General features: G+C 66.4%; 13 protein-coding genes, 1 tRNA gene and 1 pseudogene. 5 read left to right on the forward strand and 10 right to left on the reverse strand.

From position 1 onward, the window contains the following. Positions 1 to 80: 80 nt before the first annotated feature. Complete coding sequence (locus tag BLS42_RS03455) at positions 81 to 1,697, reverse strand: solute symporter family protein (RefSeq protein WP_090576490.1); 1,617 nt, start codon at positions 1,695 to 1,697, stop codon at positions 81 to 83. Beyond that, positions 1,694 to 2,074, reverse strand: coding sequence for a DUF485 domain-containing protein (locus BLS42_RS03460; protein ID WP_090576494.1), 381 nt, complete (start codon positions 2,072 to 2,074; stop codon positions 1,694 to 1,696). Before BLS42_RS03460 ends, BLS42_RS03455 begins: the two co-directional genes overlap by 4 nt. 226 nt (positions 2,075 to 2,300) lie before the next feature. Between BLS42_RS03460 and BLS42_RS03465 the strand changes: the two genes are divergently transcribed. The 4 genes from BLS42_RS03465 (at position 2,301) to BLS42_RS03480 (ending at position 6,235) form a co-directional block, all read left to right on the forward strand. Next, on the forward strand, positions 2,301 to 3,518 hold the full coding sequence (locus tag BLS42_RS03465) for a sensor histidine kinase (RefSeq protein WP_090576497.1): 1,218 nt from the start codon (positions 2,301 to 2,303) through the stop codon (positions 3,516 to 3,518). Positions 3,519 to 3,610: 92 nt separating this feature from the next. Then, positions 3,611 to 4,330, forward strand: a complete 720-nt coding sequence (locus tag BLS42_RS03470) for a LytR/AlgR family response regulator transcription factor (RefSeq protein ID WP_090576500.1) — start codon at positions 3,611 to 3,613, stop codon at positions 4,328 to 4,330. Further along, a complete protein-coding gene (locus BLS42_RS03475) occupies positions 4,327 to 4,719 on the forward strand; it encodes a DUF485 domain-containing protein (protein WP_090576503.1) in 393 nt (130 codons plus the stop codon). The genes BLS42_RS03470 and BLS42_RS03475 overlap by 4 nt, the downstream gene beginning before the upstream one ends. A 40-nt stretch (positions 4,720 to 4,759) precedes the next feature. Next, positions 4,760 to 6,235, forward strand: a complete 1,476-nt coding sequence (locus tag BLS42_RS03480; RefSeq protein ID WP_090576506.1) for a sodium/solute symporter — start codon at positions 4,760 to 4,762, stop codon at positions 6,233 to 6,235. A 17-nt stretch (positions 6,236 to 6,252) separates the two neighbouring features. Here the strand turns inward: BLS42_RS03480 and BLS42_RS03485 are convergent, their stop codons facing one another. From BLS42_RS03485 to rpsB, 6 genes are all read right to left on the reverse strand, one after another. Next, on the reverse strand, positions 6,253 to 6,879 hold the full coding sequence (locus tag BLS42_RS03485) for a DivIVA domain-containing protein (protein WP_090576510.1): 627 nt from the start codon (positions 6,877 to 6,879) through the stop codon (positions 6,253 to 6,255). 31 nt (positions 6,880 to 6,910) lie between these two features. Beyond that, complete coding sequence (locus BLS42_RS03490) at positions 6,911 to 7,828, reverse strand: phosphatidate cytidylyltransferase (RefSeq protein WP_090576514.1); 918 nt, start codon at positions 7,826 to 7,828, stop codon at positions 6,911 to 6,913. Then, a complete protein-coding gene (gene frr / locus BLS42_RS03495) occupies positions 7,828 to 8,385 on the reverse strand; it encodes a ribosome recycling factor (protein ID WP_090576518.1) in 558 nt (185 codons plus the stop codon). Before frr ends, BLS42_RS03490 begins: the two co-directional genes overlap by 1 nt. Positions 8,386 to 8,516: 131 nt before the next feature. Next, the gene (pyrH, locus tag BLS42_RS03500; RefSeq protein WP_090576522.1) at positions 8,517 to 9,254 is read right to left on the reverse strand and encodes a UMP kinase; all 738 of its coding nucleotides are present in this window, start codon (positions 9,252 to 9,254) and stop codon (positions 8,517 to 8,519) included. A 174-nt stretch (positions 9,255 to 9,428) separates the two neighbouring features. Continuing rightward, a complete protein-coding gene (tsf, locus tag BLS42_RS03505) occupies positions 9,429 to 10,265 on the reverse strand; it encodes a translation elongation factor Ts (RefSeq protein ID WP_090576525.1) in 837 nt (278 codons plus the stop codon). Between the two features lie 133 nt (positions 10,266 to 10,398). Next, positions 10,399 to 11,316, reverse strand: a complete 918-nt coding sequence (gene rpsB, locus BLS42_RS03510; protein WP_090576527.1) for a 30S ribosomal protein S2 — start codon at positions 11,314 to 11,316, stop codon at positions 10,399 to 10,401. Positions 11,317 to 11,916: 600 nt separating this feature from the next. Here rpsB and BLS42_RS03515 point away from each other — a divergent pair. Then, positions 11,917 to 12,514, forward strand: a pseudogene (locus tag BLS42_RS03515) (M23 family metallopeptidase). Positions 12,515 to 12,567: 53 nt separating this feature from the next. On the opposite strand, the gene BLS42_RS03520 reads toward BLS42_RS03515, so the two are convergent. Together BLS42_RS03520 and BLS42_RS03525 are read right to left on the reverse strand one after the other, a co-directional pair. Next, positions 12,568 to 13,758 carry an acyl-CoA dehydrogenase family protein gene (locus tag BLS42_RS03520; protein ID WP_090576530.1) on the reverse strand — a complete coding sequence of 397 codons (1,191 nt, stop codon included), beginning with the start codon at positions 13,756 to 13,758 and terminating at the stop codon, positions 12,568 to 12,570. A gap of 198 nt (positions 13,759 to 13,956) precedes the next feature. Continuing rightward, a tRNA-Ile gene (locus BLS42_RS03525) sits at positions 13,957 to 14,030 on the reverse strand. Positions 14,031 to 14,074 lie beyond the last annotated feature (44 nt).

Genomic DNA, 14,074 nt, shown 5'->3' on the forward strand with positions numbered 1-14,074 from the left:
ACTCTCTCGCGGACGGCGCCCATCCAACGGCAGGAGCTCCCGTGCTGCTGCACGGGAGCTCCTGCGTTGGTATGCCGGTCCTAGTGGTTGGTGGCCTTTTCGGCACCCACACCGGTCAGGGAACGGACTTCCATTTCGGCCTGCTTCGTGACATCTTCCTTCCGCTTGTCCAGGACGGTTCCGAGCCAGCCGAGGAAGAACGCGAGCGGGATGGAGACGATGCCCGGATTGCTCAGCGGGAAGACCGCGAAGTTGGCGCCCGGGATCATCGACGTCTTGGTTCCCGATACCACCGGGGAGAGCGCAATCAGGATGATGGCCGCGGACAAACCGCCGTACATGCTCCACAAGGCACCCTGGGTGGTGAACCGGCGCCAGAACAGCGAGTAGAGGATGGTCGGAAGATTGGCGGAGGCCGCCACGGCGAAGGCAAGCGCCACGAGGAACGCGACATTCTGTCCGTTGGCGAAGATGCCGCCCACGATGGCCAGCAGGCCGATCACCACGACGGTGCGGCGGGCGACCTTGACCTCGGTGTCGGCGTCGGCCTTCCCCTTGGCGATCACGCTGGCGTAGATGTCGTGCGCGAAGGATGCCGCCGCGGTAATGGTGAGGCCGGCGACGACCGCCAGGATCGTGGCGAAGGCCACCGCGGAGATGAAGCCGAGCAACAACGGTCCGCCCAGGTGGAACGCGAGCAACGGCGCGGCCGAGTTGACCCCGCCTGGGGCAGCCTTGATGGTGTCAGCACCCACCAGTGCGGCCGCGCCGTATCCCAGGACCAGGGTGAACAGGTAGAAGATGCCGATGAGCCAGATGGACCACACGACCGACTTGCGGGCTTCCTTGGCTGTCGGCACCGTGTAGAAGCGCATGAGCACGTGCGGCAGGGCTGCGGTGCCGAGCACGAGGGCCAGGCCGAGGGACAGGAAGTCGATCTTGGAAGTCTCGGTCTTGCCGTACTGCAGTCCCGGGTTGAGAATGTTCGGGTTCTTTGAGGTTTCCACTGCGCCGCCGAGCAGGTCGGAGAGGTTGAAACCGTAAATCGCGAGGACCCAGAACGTCATGACGGCGGCGCCGGCAATCAGGAGCATGGCCTTGATGATCTGGACCCAGGTGGTGCCCTTCATGCCGCCGATCAGCACATACATGATCATGAGGGCGCCGACGACGATGATCACCAGGGCTTGTCCGCCCCAGTCGCTGATGCCCAAGAGCAGGGAGATAAGGCTGCCGGCACCGGCCATCTGCGCCAGCAGGTAGAAGAAGCAGACGGCCAGCGTGGAGATGGCGGCCGCGATGCGCACGGGGCGCTGCTTGAGCCGGAAGGAGAGGACATCGGCCATGGTGAACTTGCCGGTGTTGCGCAGCAGTTCGGCGACCAGCAGCAGGGCCACGAGCCAGGCCACGAGGAAGCCGATGGAGTACATGAAGCCGTCGTAGCCGTTGATGGCGATGGCGCCGGTGATGCCAAGGAAGGATGCCGCGGAGAGGTAGTCACCTGCGATGGCCGTGCCGTTCTGCGGGCCCGAAAAGGAGCGCCCGGCCGCGTAGTAGTCGGCCGCCGTCTTGTTGTTGCGGCTGGCCTTGATCACTATCACCATGGTGATCGCGACGAAGAGGGCGAAGATGCCCATGTTCAGCAGGGTGGTGTCTTTGAGGTCGGCGACATTGACCGCGGGGACCATGAGTGTCATTTTGTTGTACCCCCTACCGGGTTGCCGTGCTGGTCGAATTCGTGGCCTTCGATTTCCTGGCGGATTTCGGCGGCAATGGGGTCGAGCTTGCGGTTCGCGTAGCTGACGTACCAGCCGGTGATGGCGAACGTGGAGACGAACTGCAGCAGGCCCAGGATCAGGCCGATGTTGATGTTGCCCCAGACCTTCGTGGACATGAAGTCCACCGCGTAGTCGGCCAGCAGGACGTAGGCGAAGTACCAGAGCAGGAATGCAATGGATAGCGGGAAAACAAAGCTGCGGTGACGTTTGCGCAGTTCCTTGAACTGCTCCGTCGATTGGACTTCCTTGAAGTCCACGGCCGCCGCTGCGTCCGTTTCTTGGGCGTCGTGACCCATCGGTTCCTCCTCATTGAGACTGGTGAGCCCACACCGGCTGCCGTGGTCTCGCGGGACACCGCATACACCCCTCAAAGCCAATGTGACTCCAATCACTGTGTACCGTGACACGCCGTGCGTTCCAGAACCCACGCCACCTGCGTCGCCCAGCGGTCCTCATGCTGCGCCCAACGGCGCCCCATCAACCGAGAGGAGCCCGTACCGCCCCCGACGGTAGGCTGGCACCATGCCGGACTCTCCCCTGCTCACCGCCGCCGCAGTCGCGGTGATTGCCCTGGCGATCGCGGCCGTCGTCGCCGTGGGGCTCAAGGTCCTCCGTTCCTTCCGGGAGCTCGGCACCGATGCGGAGCGGGCCACCTACAAGACCCTGCATGCCGCCTCCCGTGCCGGCCAGCACCTGCGGACGGGCCTGAACCCGGCCGGCGCGGCCAAGGCCAGCAAGCAGCTGCGCAGCCTCCTGGGCTGCGACGCCCTGGCCATCACCGACACAACCGGCGTCCTCGCGTGGGACGGCGCCGGCGAGGAGCTCAAGCCTGCCCTGATGGGGCTCGCGGCCAAAGTGCTCGACGGCGGCCACCTCGCCGTGATTCCGGCGGGCGAACTCCAACTGCAAGCCGCAGGCGGCGGCGGCCGGACCCTGGCACCGGAGGTGGAACGCGCCGTCGTGATCGCCCCGATCAAGGCCGGCAACCGGGTGGTCGGCGTGGTCGCCGCCTTCGCGCCGGCCGCCGGCGCCGGACTGGTCCGTGCCACCGGCGAGGTGGCCGACTGGGTGGCCACCCAGGTGGAACTCGCCGAGCTCGACGCCTCCCGCACCCTCTTGATGGAGGCGGAGGTCCGGGCCCTCCGCGCCCAGATCAGCCCGCACTTCATCTACAACTCGCTCAACGCGATCGCCTCCTTCATCAACACGGATCCGGTACGGGCACGTGAGCTCGTCGTGGAGTTCGCCGACTTCACCCGCTACTCCTTCCGCCGCCACGGCGACTTCACCACCCTGGCCGAGGAGCTGCGCTGCATCGACCGCTACCTGCTCCTGGAACGGGCCCGGTTCGGTGACCGTGTGCAGGTCAGCCTGCGGATCGCACCGGAGGTCCTCAGCACCGTGATCCCCTTCCTGAGCCTGCAGCCGCTGGTGGAAAACGCGGTCCGGCACGGGCTGGAGGCCAAGGAGGGACCGGGCCACATCTCCATCACGGCGAACGACTCCGGCGCGTTCGCCGAGGTGACGATCGAGGACGACGGCGTGGGCATAGACCCGGACCAGCTGCGCTCCGTCCTTGCCGGGCACAGCGACGGCGAGCACGTGGGGCTGCGCAATGTCGACGCCCGGCTGCGGCAGGTTTACGGTGACGACAACGGCCTCGTGATCGAGACGGCACCGGGCGAAGGTACCCTGATCACGATGCGCGTCCCCAAGTCCCAGCCCCGGCACGACGCCTGACCCGGGACGGTCCCCCGCCGTCCTGTCTTGCTGTCCCCGCCGGCACGTGCCTGACGGCCTGGGTCAGAATGGCGCGGCAGTAGGCTAGTCCAATGATTAACGTCCTCGTCGCCGACGACGAGCTCCCCGCCGTCGAGGAACTGGCCTTCCTGCTCGGCAGGGATGACCGGATCGGCGCCATCCACCGTGCCTCCTCAGGTGCCGAGGCCCTGCGGGCGCTTGAGGCCGAAGAAGTCGACGCCGTCTTCCTCGACATCCACATGCCGGCGCTGTCAGGGCTGGACATTGCCCGGGTCATTTCCCGCAGCGCCCATCCTCCGGCCGTGGTTTTCGTGACCGCGGACGAGGACTGCGCGCTGGAGGCTTTCGAGCTCGCGGCCGTGGACTACCTCCTCAAGCCCGTGCGCGCCGAACGGCTGGCGAAATCGATCGGCCGCATCAGCGAACTGCTCAAGGACGGTGCCCCGGCGCCCGAAATGATCACCGTGGATCTGGGCGGGACCACCAAGATGATCCGGCGCGAAGACGTCACGTACGTCCAGGCGCAGGGCGACTACGCCCGGCTGCACACCGCGGAGGCGAGCTACCTCATCAGGGTTCCGCTGGCCGACCTCGAGCAACAGTGGGCCGACGCCGGATTCCTCCGCGTCCACCGCTCCTACCTGACCGCGCTGAGCCACATCAGCCACATGAAGCTTGCCGCAGCGCGGCCCAGCGTCACCGTGGCCGGGGCCGAACTGCCGATCAGCCGCCGGCTCCTGCCCGCGGTCCGGGAAAAGCTCGAAGCGAGCCGTATCCGGCCGCAGGCATGACGCGGGTCCGGGTCACGGCGCCCCGCAACGTCACATCGGGCAGCGGCACACCGAGCAGCGTCACACCGGCCGGCGGGCGCCCCGCGGCGGCCCCGCACGAGGCGGCAGAGGAATCCGACGCCGGACAGTTGTTCGTCCGCTCACTCATCCGATCCCAGCTCCGGCTGGGCCTCGTGGTGGGCCTGGGTTTCCTGCTGATCCTGCTCGCCTTCCCGCTCGTGCTCGGGCTGGTCCCGGGCCTGGCGGACTCCACGATTGCCGGCCTGCCTTTCGACTGGGTCCTGCTGGGTGCCGGTATCTATCCGGTGATCGGCCTCAGCGCCTGGCTGTACGTGCGGACTGCCGCCAGGAACGAGGCCCGCTACCGGGACCTCGCCGGCGACAAGTGAGGGAAATGACCGGACAGCTGACGTCCCGGGTGAGCGGAACGTGAACCCTGTCGTCGGGGTGGCGGCGTTCGCCGCCGTCTCCCTCGCCACGGCCGTCATCGGTTTCTACGGGCTGCGGGTCTCACGCACCACCGGGGACTTCTACGTGGCTTCCCGGACGGTCAAGCCGTGGTGGAATGCCTCGGCGATCGGCGGCGAGTACCTCTCCGCCGCGAGTTTCCTCGGTGTCGCCGGTCTGATCCTGCTCTCCGGCACTGATGCGCTGTGGTATCCGGTGGGTTACACGGCCGGCTACCTGATGCTGCTCCTGTTCGTCGCCGCTCCCTTGCGCCGCTCCGGGGCCTACACGATTCCGGATTTCACCGAGGCGCGCCTCGATTCGCGTTCCGTCCGCCGCGTCACAAGCCTGGTGGTGGTCCTGGTCGGCTGGCTCTACATCGTCCCGCAACTCCACGGCGCCGCCCTGGCAATCCGGATCACCACGGGCCTGCCGGCCTGGGTGGGCCCGGTGGCGGTGGTCGGGGTCGTCTGCATCACCGTGGTGGCGGGCGGGATGCGCTCCATTACGTTCGTCCAGGCGTTCCAGTACTGGCTCAAGCTGACCGCGCTGGCGGTGCCAATCGTGTTCCTGCTGTTTGTGCTGGGCGGCGGCGAATCCGCCGCGGCGGAGTCGCCGTCTTCCAGCACAGCCAATCCGACGGCGCTGGCCCCCGCGGGCCCGTACCAGATCATTTCGCTGCTCGTGGCCCTGCTCTTTGGAACGCTCGGGCTCCCGCACGTGCTGGTCCGTTTCTACACCAACCCGGACGGGCAGTCCGCCCGGCGGACCACCCTGATTGTCCTGGGCCTGCTGTCGGTCTTCTACTTGTTCCCGACGGCGTACGGCATGCTCGGCCGAGTGTTCGCCCCCGACCTTGCCCGGAGCGGCCAGGCTGATGCCCTGGTGCTGCTGCTGCCGGGCCGGATGATCGGCGGGATGGCCGGCGACCTCCTGACGGCGCTCGTGGTGGCCGGGGCGTTCGCGGCGTTCCTGTCGACGACGTCCGGCCTGGTGGTCTCCCTGGCGGGCGTGATCAGCCAGGACGTGTTCGGCGGCAGTGTCCGGGGCTTCCGGCTGGCGGCACTGATCTCGGCCATAGTCCCGCTGGGGATCGCGTCGATGACCGGATCGGTAGGGCTGGCCGGCAGCGTAGGGCTCGTGTTTGCCTTTACCGCGTCCACCATCTGCCCGGTGCTGTTGCTGGGCATCTGGTGGCGGGGACTGACGGACGCCGGGGCAATCATCGGCATGGTGACCGGCGGCGTGCTGTGCGGCAGCGCGATGGTGGCCGGCTCGGTGCTGGGCGCTGCCCAGACGCCGTCGTGGCTGGCGCAGCCCGCCGCCTGGACGGTCCCGGCGGCGTTCGCCGTCACGGTCTTGGTGTCCCGGGCCACGCGGGGCCGCGTGCCGCGGACCATGACCCGCCTCATGACCCGGCTGCACACTCCGGAACGGCCGCTCGCGACGGAACGGTGACCCGACGTCGGGCGTGGCTAGTCGATGGCCGCCATGAGCTCCACGGCGCGCTCCAGGAACGCATCGACCTGGCTTTCCTCGTAACCCTCCCGGCCGGCGGCGGGGCGGAACACGGCACGCCGGACGTTGTCCACGCTAAGCGGCTGGTCCTCCTCGAGGTAGCCGATCAGCTCGTGACACAAATCGTCGACGTCTTTGGTGTTGTAGCCGCGGGCTTTGGGCTTGGTCGGGCTCCGGAAGCGCTGGCCGTCCGGGCGGTGCAGGCGCCCGCGCAGGACGCCCGCGAGCCGCCCGATTTCGCGCAGCCAGGCTTCCTCGCCGCGTTCGGCAACCAATTCATCGCGCTCCCGCCGGGCCATGGCGTCTTCGAGCCGGTCCAGCGCGGCGTCCACGCCGGCTGCCACGTAGCCGCCCTTCACCGGATCGAAGGACACGGCGCGGACATCAGAGCTCTTGATGGCGCCGGCGGCCGAGGACGGGGCTTCAAATGACACCCGAGCGCGCTGCAGGAAATCGTCGACCTGCCTGGCGTTGTAGCCGTACTGGTTCCGCTGCACGCGGTCAAAAGACGCAGGAATCTGCCGTTGAATGTCCACTATTACTTTGTTCCTTTGATGCCGTTCGGCTGGTTTGCTCGGCACCATTGTAGGCGCCGGAAGTGCTGGTCCGGTGCTTCTAGGCGCCAACGAGGGCCGAGAAGAGGATGAACGCCACCGGCGAGGCGAAGACAATCGAGTCCAGGCGGTCCATGACGCCTCCATGACCGGGGAGAATGCTGCTCATGTCCTTGATGCCGAGCTCGCGCTTGACCATCGATTCGGCGAGGTCGCCGGCGGTGGCGGCTGCCACCATGCCCACAGCGAGTACGACGCCGAACCACCACGGCTCGCCCAGCACGAAGACCATGGCAAGGACGCCCACGACGACGGCCCCGGCGATCGAGCCGGCGAAGCCTTCCCAGGTCTTCTTGGGGCTGATCTTGGGGGCCATTGGATGCTTGCCCAGGGATGCGCCCACGAGGTAGCCGAAGGTGTCGTTGGCCACGACCAGGAGCAGCAGCGTCGCGATCTGCCATGCTCCCTGCGGGATCACCCCGTCAGGCCACAGGCCCACCGGCGTCTCGCCGTCGGCGGTGTGCAGCAGCAGCGTGGCAAAGCTGATCAGGAACGGCACCCAGGACAGGGTAAAGACCCCCGCGAAGATGCTCCGCGCCGAACCGGCGGCGCCTTCCAGGGTCCGCCACAACAGCACCGCCACACTGCTGACGAGCATGGCAAAGAGCAGGCTTTCGAGGCCGCCGAAGTAGGCGGCGATCGGCATGGCGACCGTGCCGACCATCACCGGGACGATCGGCAGCCGCGTGCCGGCGGCCTCGAGCGCACGGAAGATTTCCCAGACGCCGAAGATCGCGAAGGTGGCGGTCACCAGGACGAAGCCGAGCGGGAGGAACAGCAGGCCGCCAAGGACGCACACGAGCATGCCAACGCCCACCCCGGTGGCGGCGGGCAGGTTCCGGCCAGCTTTGGGCGTCGGGTTTTCGCGTTGCTTCCGCCGCCGGGCGCGCGGCCCGGAGGCCTCTCTTGCCTGATCCATCAGACCTCGAGCAGCTCAGCTTCCTTGCGCTTGAGCAGCTCGTCGATCCCGTCCACGTGCGCCTTGGTCATGGCGTCGAGTTCCTTCTCGCCGCGTGCGCCTTCGTCTTCGCCGGCGTCGCCGTCCTTGACGAGCTTGTCCAGCGTTTCCTTGGCCTTGCGGCGAATGTTGCGGATGGCCACCTTCGCGTCTTCACCCTTGGACTTGACGATCTTGACGTATTCCTTGCGCCGTTCGCTGGTCAGCTCGGGAATGGTGATCCGGATGACGTTGCCGTCGTTGGAGGGGTTGGCGCCAACCTCGGAGTCGCTCAGGGCGCGTTCGATGTCGCGCAGGGCTGTCTTGTCGTACGGGGTGATGAGGATGGTGCGGGCATCCGGGACCGCGAAGGAGGCAAGCTGCTGCAGCGGCGTCGGCGTGCCGTAGTACTCGACAATGACCTTGTTGTACAGGCCAGGGGTCGCGCGGCCGGTCCGGATCGAGGCGAAGTCTTCCTTGGCTACCTCAACTGCCTTGTCCATCTTGTCCCCGGCTTCGAGCAAGGTTTCTTCGATCACGGTCTCTCCTCAGAATTTGGTGCGTCCCGGGGGCCGGGGCGCGGCACGTCTTCTTGTGCGCCTGTGTCTTCCGCCTGGCGCCTGCGTCTTCCACCTGGCGGTGGAGGGTCCTGAAAACATCCTAGCCGTTGCTACGGGGTGACGACGGTGCCCAGGTCTTCGCCCAGGATGGCGCGGGTGACGTTGCCTTCGCCTTCCATGCCGAAGACCACCATCGTGAGGTTGTTGTCCTTGCACATGGTCATCGCGGTCTGGTCCATCACGCGGATGTCGCGGCGGAGGGCGTCGTCGTAGCTGAGGCGGTGCAGCTTCTCCGCCGTCGGGTCCTTCTTCGGGTCGGCGGTGTAGACGCCGTCGACGCCGCTCTTGGCCATCAGGACGACGTCGGCGTGGACCTCCATGGCGCGCTGGGCCGCAACGGTGTCCGTGGAGAAGTAAGGCAGGCCGGCGCCGGCGCCAAAGATGACAACCCGGCCCTTTTCCATGTGGCGGATGGCGCGGCGGGGAATGTACGCCTCGGCGACCTGGCCCATGGTGATGGCGCTCTGCACGCGCGTTTCCACCCCGGCCTGCTCCAGGAAATCCTGGAGCGCGAGGCAGTTCATGACGGTTCCGAGCATGCCCATGTAGTCGGCACGGGAACGGTCCATGCCGCTCTGGGACAGTTCGGCGCCGCGGAAGAAGTTGCCTCCGCCGACGACGATTGCGACCTCGACGTCGGGGACTGCGGCGGCGATCTGTTTGGCCACGCCGCGGACGGTATCCGGGTCAACGCCAAGTTTCCCGCCGCCGAAGACCTCGCCGGAGAGCTTCAAGAGGACGCGGCGCCTGTTCTTCTTTGGCTGGGCTGAAGTGGTGACGGTTTCCATGGTGCCTTCCCGTTGGTTAACTCTGAGTTAGGTTATCGTGCTGGGCGCCCAAGGCGGGATTCCGGCCCTGATCGGAACCGGTGCCTCGCGCGTGCATGCAAAAGGGGTGGCCACCGTGGTGACCACCCCCTTAGCGTGTCTGACTATTGCCTGACTGGTGTCTGACGTGTCTGACTAGGAACCGACGCGGAAGCGCGTGAACGCGGTGCCCTTGACGCCAGCCTCTTCGAGGATCTGGGCGACGGACTTCTTGGCATCCTTGGCGAATGCCTGGTCGAGGAGAACCTCGCCCTTGTAGAAGCCAGTGACACGGCCTTCCACAATCTTGGTCATTGCTGCTTCGGGCTTGCCTTCAGCCTTGGCAGTCTCCTCGGCGATGCGGCGCTCCGACTCGACGAGCTCGGCCGGAACATCCTCGCGGGAGAGGTAGTTCGGGGACATCGCGGCGATGTGAACGGCGACGTCGTGGGCTGCGGTGGCAGCTGCTTCGCCTTCGCCGTCAACAGCGAACAGGACGCCGACCTGGGCCGGCAGATCCTTGGAGGTCTTGTGCAGGTAAGCGTCGACCGTTGCGCCCTCGATGCGGGAGATGCGGCGGACAACAACCTTCTCGCCCAGAACGGCGCCCTCTTCGATGACAACCTCGGACAGCGGCTTGCCGTCGACCTCGGTGGCCAGCAGGGTCTCGAGGTCGGCAGCGCCGGACTCGACAGCCACGGCCAGGACCTTGTCGGCCAGCTGGATGAACTTGTCGGCCTTGGCCACAAAGTCGGTCTCGCAGTTGACTTCGATCATCACGCCGACGCCGTTGGCGACCTTGGCAGCAACCAGGCCTTCAGCGGTGGAGCGGCCTTCGCGCTTGGTGGCGCCCTTCAGGCCCTTGATGCGGATGATTTCGATGGCCTTCTCGGCGTCACCGTTGGCTTCGTCAAGAGCCTTCTTGACATCCATCATGCCGGCGCCAGTGCGCTCGCGCAGAGCCTTGATATCAGCGGCAGTGTAGTTCGCCATGTGAACCCCTCTGTCTAGAAATTTATGTGGTGTACGGACCGACAGGACGGCTGCTCACCGAGTGAGCGGCCATCCTGTCGGTACCCCCTATGCAGCTGAGCGCATGTGGGGAGATCCAGATTTACTTGTGTGACTACTTGGCTTCGTCGGCGGCCGGTGCTTCAACAGCCGCCGGAGCAGCCTCGGCGGCCGGTGCTTCCTCAGCAGCCGGAGCAGCTTCAGCGGCGGGTGCTTCCTCAGCAGCCGGAGCAGCCTCAGCGGCGGGCGCTGCAGCAGCTTCAGCCTTGTTGCCTTCGAGGAGCTCGCGCTCCCACTCGGCCAGCGGCTCTTCCGGAGCTTCCGTGGTGCCGGTGGCGCGCTGGTTGCGGGCGATGAGGCCCTCGGCAACGGCGTCGGCGACAACGCGGGTCAGCAGGTTGACGGAGCGGATGGCGTCGTCGTTACCCGGGATCGGGAAATCAACTTCGTCGGGATCGCAGTTGGTGTCCAGGATGGCCACAACCGGGATGTTCAGCTTCTTGGCTTCGTCGACAGCAAGGTGTTCCTTCTTGGTGTCAACGATCCACAGCGCGGACGGCGCCTTGGTCAGGTTACGGATACCACCGAGGTTGGTTTCCAGCTTGGTGAGTTCGCGGCGAAGGAGCAGCAGTTCCTTCTTGGTGTAAGCCGAACCGGCGACGTCGTCGAAGTCGATCTCTTCGAGTTCCTTCATGCGCTGGATGCGCTTGGAGACCGTCTGGAAGTTGGTCAGCATACCGCCGAGCCAACGCTGGTTGACGTACGGCTGGCCAACGCGGGTGGCCTGCTCGGCGATGGATTCCTGCGCCTGCTTCTTGGTGCCGACGAAGAGAACGGTGCCGCCGTGTGCAACGGTGGCCTTCACGAACTCGTAGGCACGGTCGATGTAGGACAGCGACTGCTGCAGGTCAATGATGTAGATACCGTTGCGCTCCGTGAAGATGAAGCGCTTCATCTTCGGGTTCCAACGGCGGGTCTGGTGTCCAAAGTGGACGCCGCTGTCAAGCAGCTGGCGCATAGTTACGACGGGCATGCCGACGCTCCTTCCGGCAGGTCATTCATGAGAGAGCCCATGGCCCTCTTACCCTGCCAATAGTTGACGGTTGTTTAGCATTCGCCCGGGGCGGGCGTTGCTCCTGGCATCCACTGCGCTTCCCATCCGTGCCATATGGACGTGCCATGTGGAACGGACCGCAGGAGGCGCAGTCCTCCGCATCGGAAGTTTCAGGCTTCTTTTGAGGAGGGCTGGATACGCGTAGTCAGCCACTGCTCCCCCGCACCCCTGAATGAGGCGTGCCGGCTACAGAAATCACGAAATATCGCGATTTACAAGCGTGAGGGCACAGCAAACTGCTCCACCAAGTGTACTACAGCGCCCCCGCCCCGAAGGACGGTTTTCGCGCGGCAGCGGGGCCGAGTTCCGGGGCTTTGGCGGGCGACGGCGAGCGCCTTCCGCGGCGCCTTCCGCAGCGTTTGAACCGCGGCCGGACCGGCATGCGACTGGGGCGGGTGTGCGGCTTCCGTGGTGGCATTGGAGGCTCGGGCGCCGGCGCCGGCCGACGGCACCGGAGGCTTTTCCACATAGGCATCGTGGGAGATTCCGCCCGTCTCGCCGCCGCGGCAGGCTGGGGTCATGAAGATCTCCCCCGGCCTTGCCGCATTGCTCCTGGCGCTGTCCCCCATCCCCGCAGATTCCGTCGGCGCGGCCACCCCGGCCTCGGCTGCCACTCAGGTTTCAACTTCCACTGAGGTTTCAATTTCCTCCGTCCGGGGCTCCCCGGGGGCAGGGCCAGTCCCGGCACCTGCCTGGAGCTGGCCGCTCAGCCCGCGGCCTGCGGTTCTGCGCACCTTCGATCCCCCGGCCAGGCCGTGGCTCAGCGGTCACCGCGGCGTCGATATTGAGGCCTCACATGATGGTGCCCAAGTCATTTCGCCGGCCGCCGGGACGGTGAGCTTTGTCGGGACAGTGGTGGACCGGCCGGTCATCACGATCGATCACGGCAACGGGCTGCGCAGCAGTTTCGAGCCGGTGGCGAGTTCACTCACGGCGGGGTCCGCCGTGAGTGCAGGGCGACGTCCTGGGGCAGGTACAGGCCGGCCACTGCGGCCCGGCGCCGCCCTGCCTCCATTGGGGCGTCCGCCGCGGCGAAGACTACGTCAACCCGCTTGCGTTCGTGATGGACCTGAGACCGTCTGTCCTGCTCCAGCCCCTTGAGGCCGGCCCCCGATGAACCGCTCCCCCGTGTACGGTCCCTGGAGCGTCGCGGCGGCCATTCGGCGCGCATTAGACGATCGCGGAAATTCCCGTGATCGCCCGGCCGGTGACCAGGGTGTTGATCTCATGCGTGCCCTCGTAAGAATAGATGGCTTCGGCGTCCGCGAAGACTTTGGCCATCTCGAAGTCCGTCACGATTCCGTTGCCGCCGAGGATGCTCCGGCCCAGGGCCACGCTTTCGCGCATGCGCGCGGTGGTGAACGCCTTGGCCAGGGCGGACTGCTCGTCCTTCGCCTCCCCCGCGTCCTCCAGCTGGGAAAGCCTCACCATCATGCCCATGGAGCTGACCGCGTTGCCGAGGATCTGCACGAGCTGGTGCTGGACCAGCTGGAAGGAGGCAATCGGGCGCCCGAACTGGCTGCGCTCCACGGCGTAGCGCCGCGCGACGTCGAAGGCCGCGAGCTGCTGGCCCACCGCTTGCCAGGCCACGGCGAGGCGGGTGACCTTGAGGACCTTGTTGGTGTCGCGGAAGCTGTTGGCATTGGCCAGCTTGAAGAAGTCCGGCACCACCACGTTATCGAGCGTGATGTCGGCGTTCTGGACCGTGCGCAGCGAGATCTTGTTTTCGATCTTCACGGCACTGTACCCCTCGGTCTTGGTGTCGACGAGGAATCCCTTGACCTGGTTGTCGTCGACGTCGCGGGCGTAAATGACCACCCAGTCGGAGAAGGTCGCGTTGCCGATCCAGCGCTTGGCCCCGTTGAGGACCCAGCTCCCGCCGTCGCGCCGCGCCGTGGTGCGCGTGCCGCCGGCGACGTCGGAGCCGCCAAGGGGCTCGGTGAGGCCGAAGGCGCCGATCTTCTTGAGCGAGTAAATCTCGGGAAGCCACGCGTCCTGCTGCTCCTTGGAGGCGAGGGCTTCAATGGAGCCGGTGAAGAGCCCGTCATGGACGCCCATGAACGTCGCGATCGACGTGTCCGCGCGGGTGGCTTCTGCGTGCAGGATTCCGGCGAAAAGGTTCGAGTAGCCCTGCCTCCTGACCGGGCTGACCAGGTCGATTTCGGCAAGCTTCGGGATCAGCTCCATGGGGAACTCCGCGCGATTCCAGCAATCGACGGCGATCGGCCTGACCTCGCGGGTGAGGAACTCGCGGACCTCGGCCAGCCTGTCCTGCTCCTTGGCGCTGAGCAGCTGCTCGAACGCGAAGAAGTCGCCGTCGGCGTAGGGCAGGTTGTTGATGTCGATTGCAGCTTTCGGCATGATGTTCCTTCACTCGTGATCGCCAGCGACCAAAAGGGCGCGGGCTTCGCCCCGGCGGTATGTTACTCACCAGTAACATATCGCAGTCTGCTGGCGCCTGCAAGCACCGGGCCCGACAAAAAGGAGCCGCGGCCGACGTCGAACGTCAGCCACGGCTCCCGTGGGCGGGCCCCTGATGAGGAGGGTTCCGCAGAAATGTAGGGCTACTCGGACTTGAACCGAGGACCTTAGGATTATGAGTCCCGCGCTCTAACCAGCTGAGCTATAGCCCCCTGCGCCCGGAGCCAGACCTGGCCCGCGGGGGCCGGACTGATTC

The organism is Arthrobacter sp. ov407, from assembly GCF_900102895.1.
Taxonomy (GTDB): Bacteria; Actinomycetota; Actinomycetes; order Actinomycetales; family Micrococcaceae; genus Arthrobacter.

Excerpts from the sequence above, each read along its gene's own strand:
- BLS42_RS03490 (WP_090576514.1), bottom strand. The coding sequence starts at position 7,828 with ATGGATCAGGCAAGAGAGGCCTCCGGGCCGCGCGCCCGGCGGCGGAAG.
- BLS42_RS03460 (WP_090576494.1), bottom strand. The coding sequence starts at position 2,074 with ATGGGTCACGACGCCCAAGAAACGGACGCAGCGGCGGCCGTGGACTTC.
- BLS42_RS03475 (WP_090576503.1), top strand. The coding sequence starts at position 4,327 with ATGACGCGGGTCCGGGTCACGGCGCCCCGCAACGTCACATCGGGCAGC.
- pyrH (WP_090576522.1), bottom strand. The coding sequence starts at position 9,254 with ATGGAAACCGTCACCACTTCAGCCCAGCCAAAGAAGAACAGGCGCCGC.
- tsf (WP_090576525.1), bottom strand. The coding sequence starts at position 10,265 with ATGGCGAACTACACTGCCGCTGATATCAAGGCTCTGCGCGAGCGCACT.
- BLS42_RS03485 (WP_090576510.1), bottom strand. The coding sequence starts at position 6,879 with ATGGTGCCGAGCAAACCAGCCGAACGGCATCAAAGGAACAAAGTAATA.
- BLS42_RS03455 (WP_090576490.1), bottom strand. The coding sequence starts at position 1,697 with ATGACACTCATGGTCCCCGCGGTCAATGTCGCCGACCTCAAAGACACC.
- BLS42_RS03465 (WP_090576497.1), top strand. The coding sequence starts at position 2,301 with ATGCCGGACTCTCCCCTGCTCACCGCCGCCGCAGTCGCGGTGATTGCC.
- BLS42_RS03520 (WP_090576530.1), bottom strand. The coding sequence starts at position 13,758 with ATGCCGAAAGCTGCAATCGACATCAACAACCTGCCCTACGCCGACGGC.
- rpsB (WP_090576527.1), bottom strand. The coding sequence starts at position 11,316 with ATGCCCGTCGTAACTATGCGCCAGCTGCTTGACAGCGGCGTCCACTTT.
- BLS42_RS03470 (WP_090576500.1), top strand. The coding sequence starts at position 3,611 with ATGATTAACGTCCTCGTCGCCGACGACGAGCTCCCCGCCGTCGAGGAA.